The sequence below is a fragment of the Schlesneria sphaerica genome, assembly GCF_044336245.1.
Lineage (GTDB): Bacteria > Planctomycetota > Planctomycetia > Planctomycetales > Planctomycetaceae > Schlesneria > Schlesneria sphaerica.
This window is the reverse complement of the sequence record NZ_CP172346.1, coordinates 4,873,280-4,892,692: the sequence shown is the minus strand read 5'-3', so window position 1 is coordinate 4,892,692 and position 19,413 is coordinate 4,873,280. Positions and strand designations below refer to the sequence as shown.

Sequence of the window (19,413 nt, the reverse complement as noted above, 5' to 3'; positions counted from 1 at the left end):
AACAAAGCCTCCATTCCGACCGCTCGATTCGCCGAAGCCACACAGACCTGCCTCAGTGCCCCCAGCAGAACTCAGGCGAATTGAACAGTGTCCAGAAGAGATCCTCTACGACATAGGCGCGGTCGTCACCTTTGGTTCCTTCCAGTTGCGGGATCAATGTGGCCCGTTCTTCGGCCGTGGGATGACGCGTTAAGCAAATCAGAAAACAGTTATCCAAACAGGATTCGTCATTGGGGGCCATGCCCGCAATCCGACCTGCGGCACTAAAGATCGTGCTCTTGGACCACTCAGCCGCAAACTCACTATTCATGCGCAGCAGCGCCTGAGGAATCGTTCCCGCTCGCTCGGTCAGTTCTTCATCACCAAGATCACCATACTCTTTAACGAAATTGAGTTCTTTGAAGAACCGAATGGCACGCATCGTCCAGTGTGAGTTGTGGTCCAGCGTCTTGATGGACGAGGCCTGCAGCATCGCGCCAATCACCTGTTCAGGACGTAACCGGCTGATCGGAAACGCTCCCCAGACCTGCTCGATGAGTTCGACATTTTCCCCTGTTTCAAACGAAGGGTGTTGCGAGGAAAGTCGAAACGGACGCGATGCAGCGATGACAGTAATCAGACGTTTCAAGTCGCAGCCGTGGACGCGGAAGTCGGCCCCGAGCACGTCGAGCAAGTCCGTCGGGACAGGATGCTCATCACCGGGATCAGGCAGATCATCGACTGGCTGAATCCACGGCTTGCCAAACATCAGCCCCCAGACGCGGTTCACAATGGCGCGGTCGAATCGACGATTCGCTGGATGAGTCACCCAGGCGGCGAGCCGTGCTCGCGTCGTCCCCTCTGATGGCATCCACTCTTCGTGATAGGGGACAGCGGGTACCACGTCCCTGTCGTTTAATGTGACTCGATCCTGCAAGCGATAGGGTGCCACCGTCTTGTCGACCTGATTATCCTCGACGCCCACAGGCGAGATATTCAGCTCACCATAGCACGCTGCGAGACCTTCAAACTGCGACTGCTTCCAGTTGGCAAACGGATGGTTGTGACACTCAGCACAGTCGATTCGCTGCCCCAGGAAAGCACGCGCCGTTCGTCCAGCCAGTTTGTTGTGGTCGACGACACCTTCATTCACGACCGCCGCCACGAAGTTGACTTCCGGCTTGTCCGTCCAGAGACCTCGTTCCGAGATCATGGCCCGCACAATCTCGTCGTAGGGGCGATTCGCATGCAGTTGATCGCTCATCCATGCCCAGAAGCGGTCTCGACGAAAGACAAGCACCTGCCCCTCTTCCGCCCCCACCAGAAACCGCGAGAACCTTCGCGTGAAATAGTTTGCGAAGCGTCGGTCGGCCAGCATTTCCGCCGTCCATCGCGCAATCCGGTCACTCCCATAATCGGTCTCAAATCGCCGGATTTCCTCGAGTGACGGGGCCGTTCCGTGCAGCACCAGCGACAGTCGTCGAAAGAGAGCCAACTCGTCCGCCGGCAGCGCGGGTTCAATCTTCGCTTCACGCCATTGATCCGCGAAGAGCTGGTCGACTTGCGCCACGATGGAACTGATATCCGACGTCACCGCCGCAGGCATCGTGGGCCGTGCCGGAATACTCGAACTTCTGGCAGCCGAGACAACAAGCACAACAAGGCCGGCGACCACCATCAGCGGCGCCAGCGTCGGTCCCCAGTTTGAGCGAACGTTCGTCACGATATTCGTCTCACGTTAGGCGTCTGTGTCTGGCTTTAGCCGGCCATCTCGATCAGTCGAACTCGTCGCGCAACGAGATCCCATCATCACCAGTTCAACAACATGAGTTCCTGACAGACGCTTTGTGGTTGGTCCCAGACCTCGTCGTCCTTTCTGAAATACCTTTGGCCCCATCGGAAAGTTTCACGCCCCCCATGCAACCGTTCCCATTCTAACAGGGTAGAATCTGTCGCCCGCAGAAAAACCTTGAGGATGTCGTTGTGCATGAATCCGCACCCCACGTACTGGAACAGGTCGGTGCTCCACTCGAGGAGTTCACGAGCGACACCGCTGAGCACACGACCGTACCGAGCGAATTGGCTCCGGCACCCGCTGATCCATCCCCTGACTTTCATCATTTGCGGCCCTTCCCTCATCCCCTGAGACACCCGCTGAAAGCGGCGTATTGGGTCTGGGAACTCGGATTCGGCCTGGTCAGCCTCGTTCTGTTCCTGGCCGCTCTGGCGGCGATTCCGATCGTGAATTTTCTGGCGCTGGGATATCTGCTCGACGCCGAAGGGCGTGTCGCGAGAACGGGTAAGCTAAGGAACGCGTTCCCCTTGCTCCCCTTAGCGCCGAAACTCGGCTCCATCGCCGCGGGCCTCGGGTTCTGGTGGTGGGCGGTTCGCTTCGTCGGGGATGCCGCAAGTGATGCCAGGCTGATCGCCCCCGCTTCACCGGTCGCTGCCGCCTGGCAGATCGGTCTGGTCGCCTTCTCTGCGTTTGTGTCAGTTCATCTGACACTGGCAATCGCTCGTGGTGGGCGTTTGTCGCTCTTCTTCTGGCCTACCCCCCTGAACGGACTGTGGCTCTGGAAACGGTGGCGGCAGGGTGATTATCTTCGCCTGGCCGGAAATACGGTGTACGAATTCATCGCAGCTCTTGGGCTACGGTATCACTTCTGGCTGGGGGCAAGAGGATTTGCTCTGGCATTCGCATGGCTGGCCGTTCCCACAGCACTCTTTGCATCGCTGCGTGACACATCCAAGCCCGGACAAGTCATCCTCATGCTGTTGGGAGGTCTCATCCTGCTCGTCGTGCTGAGCTGGGTACCGTTTCTGCAAGCGCGCTTTGCAGCAGAAAACCGCTCACGTGCCATGTTCGAACTGCGTGCAATTCGCGAACTTTACCGCCATGCACCACTCGTCATGTTTCTCTCCATCGTGATGCTGTACGCTCTTTCCCTGCCGCTGTATCTCTTCAAGATCGCCGCACTTCCCCAGGACGTTTACTGGCTGCTGACGCCCATCTTCATCGCGACAATTTATCCGGCGAAGATCCTGATCGGCTGGGCCTACGCTCGAGCGACACAAGTCCAGCAACGTGCCTGGCTCGTTCTGCGATGGAGCCTCTCCCTGTTGCTCATCCCTCTGCTGGGATTCTACGTCTTCGTTCTCTTCTTTACCCCGGCCATCGGAGCCGCGGGCCGAGCCGTACTCTTCCAACATCACGGCATCCTTCTCCCCTGGCCCTTCTAACCGTATCCATTTCACTCACCGGCGAGTTCCCCCATCTCGTCTGACCACCACATCGACACTTGCGGACATTCGTGTGCAATATCCGCGATTGCTCTGCAACGCTTGTCCTGCGTTACAGACCACGGGACGAGCAGGTGGCCAAATCTAAAATTGTGAAGAGAAGAATGGTTCGAGACGATTAGGGATGAGACCCCGGCCCCCTTGAGTGTCATGCTCCAGTTCACGCAGGCGGCGGTGGTTGAAGCAAAGCTGACCATGGTCCGGCCTGTCGGCAGGCCGCTTCTCCCTCTGTCCAGCCACGTCGGGGTCAAGTGATATGATCGGCCAGTTGCCGTTCCCGGTTCTCATTCCGGTGGAGCGAACTCCAGAAACGGTGATTCATCAAACGGTGTTTCGATCTTCATCTGTGACAGCATGAGGGCGGCATCGGGGTCGGGGAAGTCCGTGGTGATCCGAAACTGAATCCTTCCCGCCTTTTCGTTCGATGCCACCTTCGCTCGAAGTGCCGCCACCGCCTGCACGATCATCGAATAGACCACCAGCATATCGGTGAATGGCAGATCGGTCAGGTTCGTCCCGAATCCGACCGCAAAGTACTGATGACGCAGTTCCGACAGCGGGAGACCCGCGATTGGTTCCGTCGCCCGGATCGTGCAATCCAGGACAGTTGTCTCTTGCCAGTTCGACAAAATTTCCTGCTGAATACGAATGCATCGATTCATTCGTGACTGACTAAATGACTCGCGCATCGTCCGCCTTCCTCTGGCCAGGTTGAAAGCCCCCACGTGGGAATAACACGCTGCGGGAATTTATTCAATCCCCGTGCAAACCGGCAAATTGTGCCGCTTCCATCATCTTCCACGACGCCGATTTGTCGGAAATTCAGCACTCGCGGACCTCAATCACGCATTCAATCGAGGGATTTTTCAACTTTGGATGATCTTGACACTGTGGGAGGCCACTCTTACATTCCGCAGCCGACTTGTCTCGGGGAAATTGTCAAAACGACAATCGTGAGACATCCTGGTCCAGATTCATTGATGAATCTGATCCGCTCCCAAATGGATTTGTACGGGGCAAATAATGCGAGTCGTGATTCTCGCCGGAGGTATGGGGACTCGTCTTCAAGAGGAAACGACGACCCGTCCAAAACCGATGGTCGAAATTGGTGGTAAGCCAATTCTCTGGCACATCATGAAGCACTACGCCCACTTTGGGTGCAATGACTTCTATCTTGCCCTGGGTTATATGGGCGACTTCATCAAGAACTACTTTCTTGATCGCTATAATCTCGCGGGAAACCTCTCGATCGACTTCATGAAAAGTTCCGTCAAACGGTCCGAAGTCGAAGTTGACCGCTGGTGCGTGAATCTGATCGATACCGGCATCCAGACAATGACCGGCGGACGAATTCTTCGTTTACGTCGCTGGCTGGCCGACGACACCTTCATGATGACTTACGGCGACGGGGTCTGTAACGTCGACATTAACGAGCTTCTCGCCTTTCATCGCCGCATGGGGAAAATCGCCACTGTGACCGCGGTTCGCCCCCCCGCTCGGTTTGGCGGACTGACCATCGAAGATGGTGTCGTCAACTGCTTCACCGAGAAATCGGTCAAAGGGGAAGGCTGGATCAACGGTGGCTTTCTGGTCTTTGAACCGGCCATTTTCGAGTACCTGTCGAACGACTCAGAAAGCCTGGAAATCGACGCTCTCAATCGCGTGGCGGCGGACGGGCAACTGGCGGCGTTCGAGCACGAAGGTTTCTGGCAGTGCATGGATACGCTGCGAGACAAGCACTACCTCGAGCAACTCTGGCAAAGCGGTAATCCGCCGTGGAATACCTGGGATCAGGCAACCCCGCCTCCCGTGATCAAACTACACCCGAAAGCGGCGTGATCGGACAATCTCATGATGCATAGCGTCAACCGTTTTGACAAATCATTCTGGCGAGATCGACGCGTCTTCGTGACGGGTGCGACAGGACTCGTCGGCGGCTGGCTGATTCGGCGGTTGCTGGAAGCCGAGGCGGATGTCGTCTGTCTGGTCCGTGACTGGACTCCGCATTCCGAGCTCTATCAAAGTCGCATGATCGATCGCGTGACCGTCGTCAGCGGCGATCTGTGCGACCAGTCGCTGATCGAACGGGCTCTCGGGGAATTTGAAATCAGCACGGTGATCCATCTGGCTGCCCAGACGATCGTCGGAATCGCGAACCGCAATCCCGTCTCGACATTCGAGGCCAACATTGGTGGGACCTGGAAGCTGCTGGAAGCCTGCCGCCGCTCACCCAGGGTGAACCAGATTATCGTCGCCTCTTCAGACAAGGCGTACGGTGAAGCCAGGACACTTCCCTACACGGAAGAGACCCCGCTTGAAGGACGCCACCCCTACGATGTCAGCAAGTCCTGCAGCGATCTGATCGCTCAGTCGTATGCTGTCACCTACGGGCTGCCGGTGATCATCACGCGCTGCGGCAATTTCTATGGCGGCGGCGACCTGAACTGGAATCGCATTATCCCCGGAACGATCCGGTCGGTCTTCCGCAATCAACGTCCCGTCATCCGCTCCGACGGCTCATTCGTTCGCGACTATTTCTATGTCGAAGACGGTGCTGCCGCATACATGTTTCTCACCGAGCAACTCGCACGTCGCCCGGAACTGGCGGGGTCGGCATTCAATCTGTCGACCGAGATTCAACTGTCGGTGCTGGAAATTGTTCAGATGGTCCTGCAGCAGATGGGATCGGACCTGGAACCTGAGGTGCTGGGCGAAGCCTGTCACGAGATTCCTCATCAATACCTGAGTGCCCGCAAAGCGCGAGAACTCTTGAATTGGCAACCTTTGTTCACATTGGAGGAAGGCCTCCGCAGGACAATCGAATGGTACACGAATTATCTTCAGCCAACGGCAAAGCCCACCACACCGACGCGGAGTGTCGAATCTGTGGCCAGATCGGCCTAAACTCGATCCTCTCCCTCGGTCACACGCCGCTGGCCAACGCACTGCTGCGGGAAGATCAACTGAATCAGGCCGAGTCCTGCTGGCCACTCGAACTGGCCTGGTGCCCCGATTGCTCTCTCGCGCAAATCACCGAGACCGTTCCGCCGGAAATTCTGTTTCGGGAATATGCTTACTTCTCGTCGTTCTCCGACACCATGGTCGCGCACGCGCGGACCATTGCTGACCGGATTCGAACAGAGCGAAAGCTCGGTCCCCAGAGTCTGGCCGTCGAAATCGCCAGCAACGACGGGTATCTCCTGCAGTGGTATCACAAAGCGGGAGTCCCGGTCCTGGGCATTGAACCCGCACAGAACATCGCCAGGGTCGCCCAGGCCGAGCGTGGGGTCCGGACCATCAGCGAATTCTTCGGGCGCCAGATCGCCGAAGACCTTGTCCGATCCGGGCACAGGGCCGATGTCATTCATGCGAACAACGTGCTGGCTCACGTCGCCGATCTGAACGGTGTCGTCGCCGGGTTTGCCACCCTGCTGAAACCGGACGGCATCGTTGTCGTTGAAGCTCCGTATCTGAAAGATCTGATCGACCACGTCGAATTCGACACGATCTATCATGAACATCTCTGTTACTTCTCGCTCACAGCGTTAGCGCGGCTGTTCCAGCAGCATGGCCTGACGATCGTGAATGTCGAACGTCTGGCCATTCACGGCGGGTCGTTGCGAATCTTCGCCGCTCACTCTGCCTCCGCGCAGGTACAGCCGTCCGTGACCAAACTGCTCCAGGAAGAAGCGGCCTGGGTCCGAAACAACGACATCTACGGTCAATTCGGGGCTCGCGTCGAGTCTCTGCGTCAGAGCCTGACGGGGCTGCTGACAGATCTGAAGTCGCAGGGGAAAAGCATCGCCGTATATGGGGCATCGGCAAAGGGAAGCACCCTGCTGAATTACTTTGGAATCGGCGCGGATGTCCTCGATTACGTGGTGGACAGAAGCACGATCAAACAGGGACTTTACACCCCCGGGACGCGACTGAAGATCTGTGACCCCGCGCGGCTTGTCGAAGATCAACCAGACTATTGCCTGCTGCTGACGTGGAACTTCGCAGACGAAATCCTGAAGCAGCAATCAGCCTATCGTCAGCAGGGGGGTAAATTCATCATCCCGATTCCTGAGGTTCGGGTCGCTTGAAGTGCGTGTCACCCTTGAGCCAGGTGGCACCCCGGGAAGGTCAGACATTGCCCCCCCCCTTCCCTCTGCTCGAAAAACACGAAAGCCGCAGGAAGAGCCTTAGAACGTCCGTCAGTTTTGATTCGTACCGCGGGATTGCTCAAAGAGATTATGAAATTCCAGGAAACATTGATCCAGGGTGCCTACGTGATCGAGCCTGAACGGCTCGAGGACGAACGGGGATTCTTCGCCCGTACCTGGTGTCAGCAGGAACTGGAACAGCAGGGTCTGGAGACCGGCATCTCGCAGTGCAACCTGTCGTTTAACCATCGCAGCGGCACACTCAGAGGAATGCACTATCAGGCCGCCCCGCATGGTGAAACGAAGATCGTCCGCTGTACGAGGGGGGCCATCTTCGATGTGATCGTCGATCTGCGTCCCGATTCCCCCAGCTACCTCCGCTGGTTCGGCATCGAGTTGACCGCCGAGAATCGACTCATGCTATATATTCCGCCGTCCATCGCTCACGGATTTCTGACGCGCGCCGATTCCACAGAAGTCTTCTATCAGATGTCGGTTCCATTTCATCCGGCGAGCGCTCGTGGCGTTCGCTGGGATGATCCCGCGCTCGGGATCGAGTGGCCGCAATTGCCCGCCGTGATCTCCGAACGAGATCGTTTGTACCCCGATTTTGATGTGCCATCCGTTTCGTAGCTTCTTTTGAGGTCGATCCGCAATGAAACGGGTTCTGGTTACCGCTGGCAGTGGCTTCGTAGGTCGCCACTGTCTTCCAGCTTTGAGTCAGCGAGGCTACGAGATTCACGTCATCTCGTCCCGGCCTGCGTCAGGCTCCCTGGGAGATTGGCATCAGGTTGATCTCATGGACCCGGTGAGTGTCAAGGGCCTGATTCGCGAGGTACAACCAACGCACCTGTTGCATCTCGCCTGGATCACAGAACCCAGACGCTATCTGACGGCCCACGAGAACTTCGATTGGCTGATCGCCAGCCAGTCGCTGCTGCGGGCGTTTCATGACCACGGCGGCCAGCGAGTCGTCATGTCCGGCAGTTGCGCCGAGTATGACTGGAAGGACGGAGTCTGTCGGGAAGAGACGACGCCGCTCACCCCTGCTTCGTTCTACGGTCAATGCAAACATCTGCTGCAGATGTCGCTGGCGAGTTACGCGCGACAGACAGGTCTGAGCTGGGGTTGGGGACGACTGTTCTTCCTGTATGGCCCTTACGGTCACACATCCCGCATCCCCGGTGTGGTGATTGACGCGCTGCTGCGAAATCAGCCCGCCCGCTGCTCCCACGGACTGCAGCAGCGTGACTTCCTTCATATCGCCGACGCCGCAGACGCACTCGTCACACTGCTGGAGAGTGACGTACAGGGTCCAATCAACATCGGCTCGGGCGAGCCCGTTGCGATTCGCGAGATCGTGCTCCAGCTTGCCGACCGGATGGGCCGCCGGGATTTGATTCAACTGGGTGCGATCGAGTCGGCGCCGGGCGACCCTCCGCTGGTCGTCGCTGACGTGAACCGTCTTTGCAATACCCTTGGCTGGAAACCCGCCCACAGTCTGGCAACAGGACTGGACGCGACACTGGAATGGTACAGAGGAGAATCCCATGACATTGCCTGCTGAGAATTGTCCGGTCTGTGATTCCCCGTCGACCAGTTTATTTCTGGATCGTCCCTCGGTCCCGGTCCACCAGAACCTGCTGATGGCCAGCCCCGAAGAGGCTTCACAGATCAAACGTGGCCGCCTCGCTATGCATGTCTGCTCCACATGCGGTTTCGTTTTCAACCGTGCCTTCGACGACCGGTTGATGAGCTACAACCAGAACTACGAAAACACACAAGTCCATTCCCCCGCATTCAATGAATACGTCGATCAGCTTGTGGGCACAGTCCTGCGTGATTCCGGCATGCGCGGTGCAACGATTGTCGAGGTGGGCTGCGGAAAAGGGGATTTCATCAAGCGTCTGTTGCGAACGGATCCCCGTGCCCGCGGGTACGGTTTCGATCCCAGCTATCTGGGCCCCGATGTCGTTCTTGACGGACGATTGAAGTTCGAGAAGCGGTTCTACGATGCCAGCAGCGCTGACCTCAAAGCCGATATCGTCATCTGTCGACACGTGATCGAACACATTACCCGACCGAATGAAATCGTTCGCGCGGTGCGCAGTGCCGTCGAGTCCAACCCCGAAGCGCATGTGTTTTTCGAAACTCCCTCCGTCGACTGGATTCTGGAGAACGAAGTGACATGGGATTTCTTCTATGAACATTGCTCTCTCTTCACCGCGGCATCGCTTTCGACTCTGTTCACACGAAATCGCTTTCACGTGGAATCGGTGCGTCACGTCTTTGGTGAGCAGTACCTGTGGCTGCACGCGCGGCCCACGGCAGTCACCCCACAAGTGACGCTGCAGCCGGGAACGACTCCGGAAAACGCCCGCAGGTTCAAGGACGTCGAAGCAAGACGAAACCGAGTCTGGCGGGAACTCATTCAGGCCGAGTCTGCAAGAGGCCCGCTGGTCGTCTGGGGGGCGGGGGCGAAAGCGGTCACGTTTGCGAATCTGGTGGACCCCGATCATCACTGGATCGAAGCGATCGTCGATGTGAACCCCAGCAAGCAGGGGAAATACCTCGCAGGGAGTCAGCACCCGATTATTGCCCCGGACAGCCTGCAGGAACTGCAACCTACCTGTGTGCTCGTCCTGAACCCCAATTATCGAGACGAAATCTCGCAACGTCTGTCGAGTCTGGGCCTGTCCACGGAAATCATCGACTTGATGCACGATGGCGTTCTGTCCGAGTCGGGCCAGCTCGAGGCTCCAACAATCTGAGCCGCGCTGCAAGTACACTCTGGCCCGCTGTGTCCCGCCGGGGACAAGTGTTGAGGACCCATTGATGCCAAATCCACTGATCTCGATCGGAATGCCCGTCTACAACGGAGGCGAGTTCCTTCCTCGCGCCCTCGATGCCCTCCTTGCTCAGACGCATACCAATTTTGAGCTGATCATCTCGGACAACGCGTCCACTGATGACGCAACCAGACGTGTGACTGAAGAATACGCCCGTCGCGATTCCCGCATTCGACTGACACGGCAGCCGGTCAACATCGGCGCTGTCGCCAACTTTATCTGGGTTACGCAGCAGGCCCGAGGAGCCTACTTCATGTGGGCGGCTCACGACGACTGCTGGTCCCCCATTTACCTGGAAGTCCTCGCTCGCAAGCTCGACGAATGCCCCGCGGCCGTGCTGGCAACGCCCCTCTGCCAGGTCGAAACGACGCTGCGGGATGGTAGTACGCAGCAGGAGCGAATCCCCGCTGCTCCAAATCAGAATCCAGACAAGACACTTCAGGTCTATACAGAACACTTCAAAGCCTGTCTGTGGCTCTACGGTCTTTACCGCACGAACTGGATCCAGCAAACGGCACCCGAGTGGAAGCAGTATCCCATGCTCTCAGGAGATGTGATCTGGCTATGGGGCGTCCTGCTGACCAATCGGGTTGTGGGTGACGAAGCGGCGATCTTCTATTACACGTCAGACCACCGTGCACGTCGCCGGCTGACCTATCGACAGACCATGCAGATGTGGGGCATCGATGCCTGCCACATGACGCGACTCAGTTGGCAACGACTTCCTCCCGGCCAGCGCGTCGGTGGTGTCCTGAAAGCATGGAAGTACGTCTATCTCCATCATCTTCGCCGCAAGAACATTGTTCAGACCGCAATTCGGATTGCCAAAATTTCGCTCCTGTGGTGCTGGATCGGACTCGAAACGGGAATCCGCCAGGTCCTGGGAATGGGTGCCCAGACGATTCGCTGCCGAGCCCTGACCGAGCCCTCGAAAGAGACCGTCCCCATGAATACTTCACGCGACAACGAAGTGAAGCAGGAGTCACTGAATGCCGCCTGAAGCCATACGCGACATGCCCCACCCCGTCGGGGGACGGTCGGGGACCATTTCAATCGCCCTGTGTACGTATAACGGCGAGCGATACCTGCCCGCCCAACTGGACAGCTACCTTTCTCAGTCGCGACTTCCCGACGAACTGGTTGTCGGTGATGATGGATCGACCGACTCAACAGCCCGACTGATAGAGGACTTCGCACGCGTCGCGCCGTTCCCCGTTCGGTTCTTCCAGAATCCACAGCGACTGGGTGTCGGAGCAAACTTTGATCAGACCCTGCAGCGCTGTGCGGGTGAATTCATCGCGCTATCCGATCAGGACGATGAATGGAGACCAGACAAACTGGCACGTCTTGCTGCATTGCTGGGGCAGCACCCGCAGGCAGGCTACGCGTGTTCCGATGCAGAGATGATCGGCAATGATGGCCAGCCGCAGCATCATCGACTTTGGGAACAGTACCGCTGCACGCCGCACGAGTTTCTGCAACAGGGCGACTCCAGCGCCCGCCACCTGCTGCTCCAGTCCGATCGGATTCTCGGTGCGACGATGCTCTTGAGGGCCAACTGCATCCGCGCGCTGTCACCCATTCCTCAATCCTGGGTCCATGACCACTGGCTGTCCGTCATGTGTGAACTGATGGGCTATCATGGCGTTGCTTCACCAGAACTGTTGACCCGCTATCGTCTGCATCCCGGCCAGACATGCGGAGTGCGTCGGCCGGTCGGACGCTATCGCCAGAAGCGGCTCGGCTTTTCACGTCGGTGCGAACAGCGACTTCGACGGCGCGAACGCCTGTCGGACCTCCGCCTGTTTCTGGAAGAGCGGCTGATACCCGTTCATCCGGAACTGACGCGCTGGCAGCCCGTCATCGCCCAGGCCGAAGAACTTGCCGATCAAGCCATCTGGCGAGACAGTCTTCCCTGGTGGCGCCGAAAGCTCATCCGACTCCAGCAATGGTGGCAAGTCAAACCCACACCCTCACGCGTCTGATCGCATCACGGAACCGACCCAGCATGAAGCCCTTTGTCTCCATCATTGTCCCCCACTTTCAGACGCCCGAACTGGCGAAGCTCTGCCTGCGCAGTATCCGGAAGTTTACCCACGACTACGACTATGAGGTGATCTTGGTGGATAACGCATCGAAAGGAGCCGCCTCGCTCGACTACTTGCGCAGTGTCGAATGGATCCGATTGATTGAACGGACGGGAGACATTGCGACCGGAAGCCTGGCCCATCGCGAGGCTGTCGCCATCGGATTTCAGGAAGCGCGCGCTCCGTTTGTGCTGACCGTTCATACGGACACCATCCCCATTCGGGAAGACTGGTTGAAGTTCCATCTCGACCCGATGCTGGCCGACGACTCAATTGCCGCTATCGGAACCGATAAGCTGGTGCTCCGTTCCCCCCTTCAGGAATCGCTGAGACAAGTCGAAGACATGCTCACATGGTGGAAGCGGTTTCGGCCCGTGCGAAAGAACAATCGACAGCCCTATATTCGCAGCCATTGTGCGCTCTACCGTCGCCGCATCATGGATCAGCACGGATTGACGTACACCGATCACGCCACTCTGACCGCCGGTCAGGGGTTGCACCACGACCTCGTCAAACTCGGTTATGAATGTCGCCTGCTCGACCCACGCGATGTCTCGCAACGGGTCGTCCATCTGAACCATGCGACTGAATTGCTGTTACCGGAACTGCAAGCCGAAAGCCGGCTGCTGCACCTGTGGCGAGGAAAGTCACGTCTGCGTCGGTTCTTCCAGCAAGCAGAAATCCAGCAACTTCTCGAAGATGCCTCATTGGATAAAAATATGAACACACGGAAGTCACTGAAGGTCGCCAGTTGACACGCGCCACACGGCCGGACTCGGTTGGGGACAAGGAGACAGTGTTCGATTTTGGGAGCAGACCCGGCAGACGAAGTTCGCGGACCTGTGGCCTTTTCGCTGCACAATCCGCTATGGTAATCGTGCCTCATCTGATGAGGATGTTTCATGGAATGAAATGAGCGAGGTCAGGTCACCACGTTTCTGCAGAACCAGCTGCTGGACGCCCCGTGAAGGATCTGACCACCACAAGGAAGTGCTCACGTTATGCTTTCTCTGCGTCATCGACTTGAATATCTCGTCTTTCAGACATTCGTTTGTGTGATTGACTCCCTTTCACCTGCGGCGACCGCCTGGGTGGCAAGGTGCCTGGCGACAGTGATCCATTACTGGCTGCCCCGGAAATGGACGAGATACAAGGTTGCCTCTGAAAATCTCGTGCGCGCCTTCGGTGACCGCTATTCCGAGAAAGAGATCGAAAATCTCGTTTACGAAATGTGGGTTCATCTGTTCCGGACGATTGCCGAGACCGTACAGTGCCCCCGCAAGCTGCATCTGCACTCGTACCGGAAGATCGTCGACTTCGCCGACTTTACTAGCACCAATGAAGCGATCTGTTCCGGACGGCGTGTGCTGATGCTCGGCGGCCACTTCGGAAACTGGGAGATTGGAACGGCCCTGTTCGGTCTATGGGGGTTCCCCATGGGAATCGTCGCGCGCGAGATGGATAACCCCTACCTGCATGACTGGTTCCGTCGCCAGCGAGAAACTACCGGTCACCGGATGCTGCTGAAATCGGGCGATTTCGATGAAATGGTGGCCCTCTTGTCTAAGGGAGGAAACCTGGGTCTGCTGTGCGATCAGGATGCCGGTCCGAGAGGTGTCTTCGTGGATTTCTTCGGCACGCCCGCTTCCACCTTCAAATCGATCGCTCTGCTGGCGCTGGAGTACGACGCTCTAGTGATGGTGGGCTATTCGATTCGGCTGAAGGACGAACCGGGCAGTCAGCCCTGGTCCCGCTTTGAAGTCGGTTGCGAAGCCGTTATCGACCCGCGTGAACTGAAAACCGATGACCCGGTGGGTGAGATTACGCAGCAATTCACCTCCGCACTGGAACGGGCAATCCGGCGAGCCCCCGAACAATACTTCTGGATCCATCGCCGCTGGAAAAGCGAACCTCGCTCGAATAAACGAGCGAAACCCGTGCAACAGCGTCTGGCTGGCTGAGTCCTGCCGGAATCATTCAACTTATCCAAGAGGTCATCTTACCTGTCGAGTGCTGCGGGCGAGACCATTACTAAAGAGAGCTAGGAACAGACCGAATTCAGGTTGAGATACCGGCAGAACCTGCCGAAAGCCGTGCCGAGTCGGGAAAGCCGCCTGTTCCTGTTTCGTCGTTACAATTATTATTCTCCCACGACTAACAGGTTGGCACCACGATTGAAGTTTGCGTCTGTATTGGTCGAAGTTGAAAAAAACGCGTTCGCGAAACGATTCGACAATTTATGGGAGCCAGCCATGGATCGGCGGCAGTTCTTTCACCAATTCAGTATCTCGCTTGCGAGTCTCGTCGCAGTGACCTCGATCGGTTGCAAGGGGACTCAATACGCTCATGTGCTCAGCCCCACCGACACCAACATGGTCGGAAGCCATACTGCGGGTGCAGAGACATGGGAGCCACTGATTCAGCAATCCGTCGGTCAACTGCTCGCTCGAGAGCAAAGCTCTGTCACACTGGCCTCGCACAACGGCGAGCCCTGCAAGAAGCGCATCTGTTTCCTGCACGTGGACAATCGCAGCTCGGAAGAGATCGGTGACTTTGGCGATCAGATCTATCAAAAGATCGACACGATTATTAACGGATCAGAAACGTTTGAACTGGTCAATATCCGTGCGGTGAAAGCAGCCCTTCAGCAGGCAAATCTGCGTCCTGATGACCTCTATACTCCCAGTGCGCGACGGAAACTGGCCGGGGTGATGGAGCAGGAACGCGAGCCGATCGATTACTTTCTGTACGCGACGATTACCTCGGGCACGACGCGCAGCAATGGCAAGGACTACCAGCGCGACTACCTGTTGACGCTGGAACTGGTCAACTTCGAAACCGGTCATACAGAAAAAGAATCGGCCGAATTGCGCAAGGGATATCATAAGTCCAAACTTGGTAAACTTCGGAACTATGGACAGGGTTGAAACGAGCATTGGTAACCCCGTCCAACCCCGAGTCCATTCGTCTGAAATTGGACGAGAGACTTCATTCCGGATCCGATGACGTTGACGAAGTGACACAGAGGGGGAGCAGTAGACTCTCCCCCACGTCTCACCGTGAACGAAGGCCGGGAGTCGAATCTGCCGAGGTCGACATGAACATTCCATCGCCTGAATGTCGCAGCGCTGTTGCAAGCGGTTCGAAGCGACGGGCGTTTTCCTGCTGCTCGCGGATTGCCGTGCTGCTGCTGCTGTTCAACTGCGGTTGCAGTACGCATTTTGACCGACTTCAACCGATCCGGACTGCTTTCTTCGACGGCAATCTGCCGATGGCGCAAGAAGCCCTCGCCAAAGAACTCAAGAAGCGGAAGGGCGAGCAGGATGTCCTGATGCTGGATCAGGCTGTCATCGAACTCGCTTCAGGCCGCCCCAAAGATGCAGAACGGATCCTGCGCCAGGTTCGCGACCGCTTTGATGAACTTGAGGGGCTCGACGCGGGCAAGGAAATCGCCTCGATGCTGACGGACGATCAAGTGCGTCCCTATGCCGGGGAAGATTATGAGAAGGTGCTGATCCGCGCGATGCTCTCGCTCTCGAACCTGATGTCGGGCGGGGGTGATGCCGGTGCTTACGCGCTGCAGATGGTGGATAAACAACAGCAGATCATGCTGGCCGTAGAGGAAAAGTATAAAGAAGAAGATCAGTCCGCCGTACTCGCTTACAAGCAGGTGGCACTAGGTCCGTATATCCGCGGAATGCTCGCCGAGGAATCTCCGCTGACACTCAATGATGCGTTACGGGCACGGGTGCAAGTCGCAAAATGGGAACCGAATTTCCGCGACGCCAAGGTCGATATTCACCGCTGCGAGCACGAAGTTGCCATGCATAGCGGGCATGGTGCCCTGTATGTCTTCGCACTGGTCGGCCGAGGCCCGATCAAGCAGGAAACGGCCGAGGTTCCGACGCAGGCGGCGTTACTCGTGGCAGATCGAATCTTCGACGCACTGGGAAAACGGAACGTGACCCCGACGCTCGCCCCTGTCAAGATTCCCCGCGTCGTCAACTTTGTTCCCGTGGCCGACTGTGTCTCCGTTCAGATCAATGGCGAAATGGCCGGAAAGACGGCCACACTGGTCGACATCGGAGAAATGGCCGTGCAACAGCAGCAGGCTCATTTTCCTGCGATCATCGGACGAGCCGTGGCCCGCCGCGTCATCAAGAAAGGCATCCTGTACGGTGCTCAGGAGATGGCCGATGTTCAGAAAGGTTCGCTCCTCAGCCTTGGCGTCCTCGCTGCGGGTGTCGCCTGGGAAGCGACGGAGTCTGCCGATACGCGATGCTGGGGTCTGTTGCCCGACACGATTCAGGTTTTCCGGGTCGAACTGCCGGTCGGTGAGCACACGATCACGCTCCGTCCGTCGCAACGTCAGGGGGACTTCGGGACGCCAGCACAAACCAAAGTGAGAATCAGAGAAGGACGTCATACCTACCTGCTGGGGAATCTGCCAACGTCCCGGTTCGTAGGAGAACTGCTGACATCGTCCCGTGAATATGACGAAGAATGACGGGCTTTCTCAAACTTCGTGTGGCTGATTCAACAGAGCACAATTCGAGGGTGGGGAGAACGCTTTGGATACTTCTATCCCTGATATTCTATCTCCGTTATTTGAAGTGCAGTTTCATCCCTTGGACGACAATAATCCCACCTGCAGTGGTAAACGGTAATGAGTAGATCAGCCAGTCAAACCGCTTGAGTTGTGCCAGCGGGGATTCTGCTCGATTCAGTCCTTGCCCTCCAGCAGCGCTGGCCTCACCGCCACGATTATCAGTGCGTTTCCCGTGGAACCGACCGCTGCCCGATTCCATGGCAGCAATTCCTGCCCCCACAGCGTGAGAAGGCATTGTCACTTTCTCGTCTTCAATATCTTCGTTAAAGACGAGGCGATCGACTCTCCAGCGACTTTGCATGGCGTTTCCGTCGCCGAAATCATAGGTCCCCTGCTCGGGCATCCAGATCCCCGGCTCGAACAATTTGAAGTGGGTGACCTCATAGCGCTGTCCCGCTTCGTAGATTCTGGGCTGATAACTGTATCGAGGATCCAGAACCATGCGATTGCATACCGCACTCTGAGGGAGTCTGAATGAGATCTCCAGACACTCTGCTCCCTCACAGTCGACGACTTGGTGCTCGATATCACACGGTGGAACGGGAACTGTAAACCAATCCAATTCGGTGCAGTTCCACAGAGCGGCCAGGGGGGTGACAACCGCGTTGTAGACACCTCTTCGTTGCCCTGGAGGAATGGGAACCGCCATTACAGTTCCCTGCGGCCAAACCCATCCCGCCAGTGCACCATCGCAGAAGTATTTTCGACGACCGCTGGGCCGTCCATTCTGAAACGACTCCTCTCGCCACAAGAATCGGTCGTACTGAGTCCAGTAGTATTCGCCCGACGTCGTCAATTGTCCGTGATCCGGCTCTGCTCGATTGGATTGCTCCATTTCGTAGTGCATGTGCAGACTGTCAAACGACGAACGCCACTCGACCAGTGCTTGAATGGCGGCATCCAAAGTCGGCGGAGTGGCTCGGCCCGTCGCGGGAACCAGGAAGAAAACCACGATAATGAAGCATGAATCGATATAGAACCGTGATCGCCGCAGCGTTGAAGCCGCCCGTAGTCGCCCCATGTTGTGACCCTTCTGAGAAGAGCAGCCGAAGACATGAAGAAGCAGGGACTAACACAGATAAGCGGAAATTATAACGATGCGTTTCCAGAACCTCATCTAAAAAACAAGAATCTTGCCGCAGTCGGTTCAGACTTTGATGGATCACTTGATGAACGAAGAGACCGTTGATTCCGTCGTCAGAGCGGGAGGCCGCAGGTACCACCCCTCGCCAGGAAAGAACGGGGTCGACCTCGGCGGACGGGCGACAGAGAGAACTTGCCGACCCGGACGTGCCAGCCATGCTGCATGGCACCGGACGTAAAAAAGCCCCGAAAATTCGGGGCTGAGGGTGACTAACCGGGCTCGAACCGGCGACATCCAGAACCACAATCTGGCGCTCTACCAACTGAGCTATAGCCACCATGCAAATTTCAGAGACAAGATTGTAACCACACTCGCCAACGATGCAAGCTCGATTGTTGACGATTTACCGGACAAAATTGGCCCCGTACGGGGGGGTTAATGAGGAAACGGCAAAGTCGCTTCCTGATACTCTTTCGTATCCAGCAGTTTCATGGATTCGCCCAGAAAGCGGAACTTCACTTCGTCCAGATTTTCTTTCAGGTACAGCCGTTCAAAAAAAGCACCACGTTCAACCAGGTCTCTCCCTCCGTGACGCGTTAATGAATCCAGACGCTCATTGTTGATGACCACCAGGGAGTGCAGTGCCTGCGTACGGGCATCGACGGCACTGTTGATTTCTTCCTGAGCCCATTTCAGCGTGACTTCAGACGTGCTTCCCGCGGTGCGAGAAAGTCGTCCAATATTCTTTACGAGATGAGTCGCCAACATCATCAACCGTGGATGCATTCCGATCGCAACGTGGTCCAGTTCGTGACGACCCAGCACCGATGTGTGCCACTGGTCCCGCTCTATATTTTCGGGAAGCTTGATCATGTGCGAAATGGAAGGCTTGATCGTCGTGAAAGCGGGAACAATCGAGACATCCAGAACCTTCCCCTTGGTCCCCTTCCAGCGGACGTTGTGATTGTATTTGTATTCCAGTGAGAGATGGAAATCAGTCCAGCCATCAAACGGCTTTGGCCGCTTGTTCGCCGGGTAAAACTCGACGTCCAGACAGCCCGAGTTTCTCGCTTTCTCAATCCAGACTGCAACTTCCTGTTCTCGAGTGTTGCACGTCGATGAAGGTTCAGGGGATTCTTCCGAGCATACGAACTCGCCTGCCAGGCAAAGCAAGAGAAAGAGGCACAACATGCGACAGGCGATACGGCGCCCGTGAGACGAGACAATCGACAATAGCATCCAGAGGCGATCCAAATTGACAGGACGGTACGAAGTGGGCCATGACCGTACCTTCGCCCCTTACGACGGTCAATTGGCTACTTACCCCAAATTCTCAAATATTCGGTTAAACCTTGGC

General features: G+C 56.9%; 17 protein-coding genes and 1 tRNA gene. 13 read left to right on the top strand and 5 right to left on the bottom strand.

Annotation, left to right across the window (positions count from 1 at the left end):
• Nucleotides 1-52 precede the first annotated feature (52 nt).
• A complete protein-coding gene (locus tag ACGY09_RS17845) occupies nucleotides 53-1,702 on the bottom strand; it encodes a DUF1549 domain-containing protein (RefSeq protein WP_397568790.1) in 1,650 nt (549 codons plus the stop codon).
• 260 nt (nucleotides 1,703-1,962) lie between these two features.
• Between ACGY09_RS17845 and ACGY09_RS17840 the strand changes: the two genes are divergently transcribed.
• A complete protein-coding gene (locus tag ACGY09_RS17840; RefSeq protein WP_397568789.1) occupies nucleotides 1,963-3,219 on the top strand; it encodes a hypothetical protein in 1,257 nt (418 codons plus the stop codon).
• Nucleotides 3,220-3,563: 344 nt separating this feature from the next.
• On the opposite strand, the gene ACGY09_RS17835 is transcribed toward ACGY09_RS17840, so the two are convergent.
• Nucleotides 3,564-3,968, bottom strand: coding sequence for a hypothetical protein (locus ACGY09_RS17835; protein WP_373653629.1), 405 nt, complete (start codon nucleotides 3,966-3,968; stop codon nucleotides 3,564-3,566).
• 334 nt (nucleotides 3,969-4,302) lie between these two features.
• Here ACGY09_RS17835 and rfbF point away from each other — a divergent pair, with 334 nt between their 5' ends.
• The 12 genes from rfbF (at nucleotide 4,303) to ACGY09_RS17775 (ending at nucleotide 16,870) form a co-directional block, all read left to right on the top strand.
• Entirely contained in the window at nucleotides 4,303-5,118 is an 816-nt protein-coding gene (gene rfbF, locus ACGY09_RS17830; RefSeq protein ID WP_397568788.1) for a glucose-1-phosphate cytidylyltransferase, read from the top strand.
• A gap of 15 nt (nucleotides 5,119-5,133) precedes the next feature.
• Nucleotides 5,134-6,183: a GDP-mannose 4,6-dehydratase gene (locus ACGY09_RS17825; protein WP_397571886.1), complete on the top strand. Its 1,050-nt coding sequence runs from the start codon at nucleotides 5,134-5,136 to the stop codon at nucleotides 6,181-6,183.
• Nucleotides 6,102-7,367: a class I SAM-dependent methyltransferase gene (locus ACGY09_RS17820; RefSeq protein WP_397568787.1), complete on the top strand. Its 1,266-nt coding sequence runs from the start codon at nucleotides 6,102-6,104 to the stop codon at nucleotides 7,365-7,367. Before ACGY09_RS17825 ends, ACGY09_RS17820 begins: the two co-directional genes overlap by 82 nt.
• Before the next feature lie 150 nt (nucleotides 7,368-7,517).
• A complete protein-coding gene (rfbC, locus tag ACGY09_RS17815) occupies nucleotides 7,518-8,060 on the top strand; it encodes a dTDP-4-dehydrorhamnose 3,5-epimerase (protein ID WP_373653633.1) in 543 nt (180 codons plus the stop codon).
• 22 nt (nucleotides 8,061-8,082) lie between these two features.
• Complete coding sequence (locus ACGY09_RS17810; protein ID WP_373653634.1) at nucleotides 8,083-8,994, top strand: NAD-dependent epimerase/dehydratase family protein; 912 nt, start codon at nucleotides 8,083-8,085, stop codon at nucleotides 8,992-8,994.
• Nucleotides 8,978-10,198 (top strand): class I SAM-dependent methyltransferase, encoded by a 1,221-nt coding sequence (locus ACGY09_RS17805; protein ID WP_397568786.1) that lies wholly within the window; start codon nucleotides 8,978-8,980, stop codon nucleotides 10,196-10,198. Before ACGY09_RS17810 ends, ACGY09_RS17805 begins: the two co-directional genes overlap by 17 nt.
• 64 nt (nucleotides 10,199-10,262) lie before the next feature.
• Entirely contained in the window at nucleotides 10,263-11,276 is a 1,014-nt protein-coding gene (locus ACGY09_RS17800; RefSeq protein WP_397568785.1) for a glycosyltransferase family 2 protein, read from the top strand.
• Nucleotides 11,266-12,261, top strand: coding sequence for a glycosyltransferase (locus tag ACGY09_RS17795; RefSeq protein ID WP_397568784.1), 996 nt, complete (start codon nucleotides 11,266-11,268; stop codon nucleotides 12,259-12,261). The genes ACGY09_RS17800 and ACGY09_RS17795 overlap by 11 nt, the downstream gene beginning before the upstream one ends.
• 23 nt (nucleotides 12,262-12,284) lie before the next feature.
• Nucleotides 12,285-13,118, top strand: a complete 834-nt coding sequence (locus ACGY09_RS17790) for a glycosyltransferase family 2 protein (RefSeq protein WP_397568783.1) — start codon at nucleotides 12,285-12,287, stop codon at nucleotides 13,116-13,118.
• A 246-nt stretch (nucleotides 13,119-13,364) separates the two neighbouring features.
• A complete protein-coding gene (locus ACGY09_RS17785; protein WP_397568782.1) occupies nucleotides 13,365-14,324 on the top strand; it encodes a lysophospholipid acyltransferase family protein in 960 nt (319 codons plus the stop codon).
• Between the two features lie 291 nt (nucleotides 14,325-14,615).
• Nucleotides 14,616-15,290, top strand: coding sequence for a penicillin-binding protein activator LpoB (locus tag ACGY09_RS17780; RefSeq protein ID WP_397568781.1), 675 nt, complete (start codon nucleotides 14,616-14,618; stop codon nucleotides 15,288-15,290).
• 170 nt (nucleotides 15,291-15,460) lie between these two features.
• Complete coding sequence (locus ACGY09_RS17775; protein ID WP_397568780.1) at nucleotides 15,461-16,870, top strand: COG3014 family protein; 1,410 nt, start codon at nucleotides 15,461-15,463, stop codon at nucleotides 16,868-16,870.
• A 97-nt stretch (nucleotides 16,871-16,967) separates the two neighbouring features.
• On the opposite strand, the gene ACGY09_RS17770 is transcribed toward ACGY09_RS17775, so the two are convergent.
• The 3 genes from ACGY09_RS17770 to ACGY09_RS17760 all read right to left on the bottom strand — a co-directional run bounded on the left by ACGY09_RS17770 (nucleotide 16,968) and on the right by ACGY09_RS17760 (nucleotide 19,295).
• Nucleotides 16,968-17,993 (bottom strand): hypothetical protein, encoded by a 1,026-nt coding sequence (locus tag ACGY09_RS17770; RefSeq protein ID WP_397568779.1) that lies wholly within the window; start codon nucleotides 17,991-17,993, stop codon nucleotides 16,968-16,970.
• 327 nt (nucleotides 17,994-18,320) lie between these two features.
• Nucleotides 18,321-18,393: transfer RNA gene (locus ACGY09_RS17765), tRNA-His, on the bottom strand.
• A 98-nt stretch (nucleotides 18,394-18,491) separates the two neighbouring features.
• A complete protein-coding gene (locus tag ACGY09_RS17760; RefSeq protein ID WP_397568778.1) occupies nucleotides 18,492-19,295 on the bottom strand; it encodes a hypothetical protein in 804 nt (267 codons plus the stop codon).
• Nucleotides 19,296-19,413 lie beyond the last annotated feature (118 nt).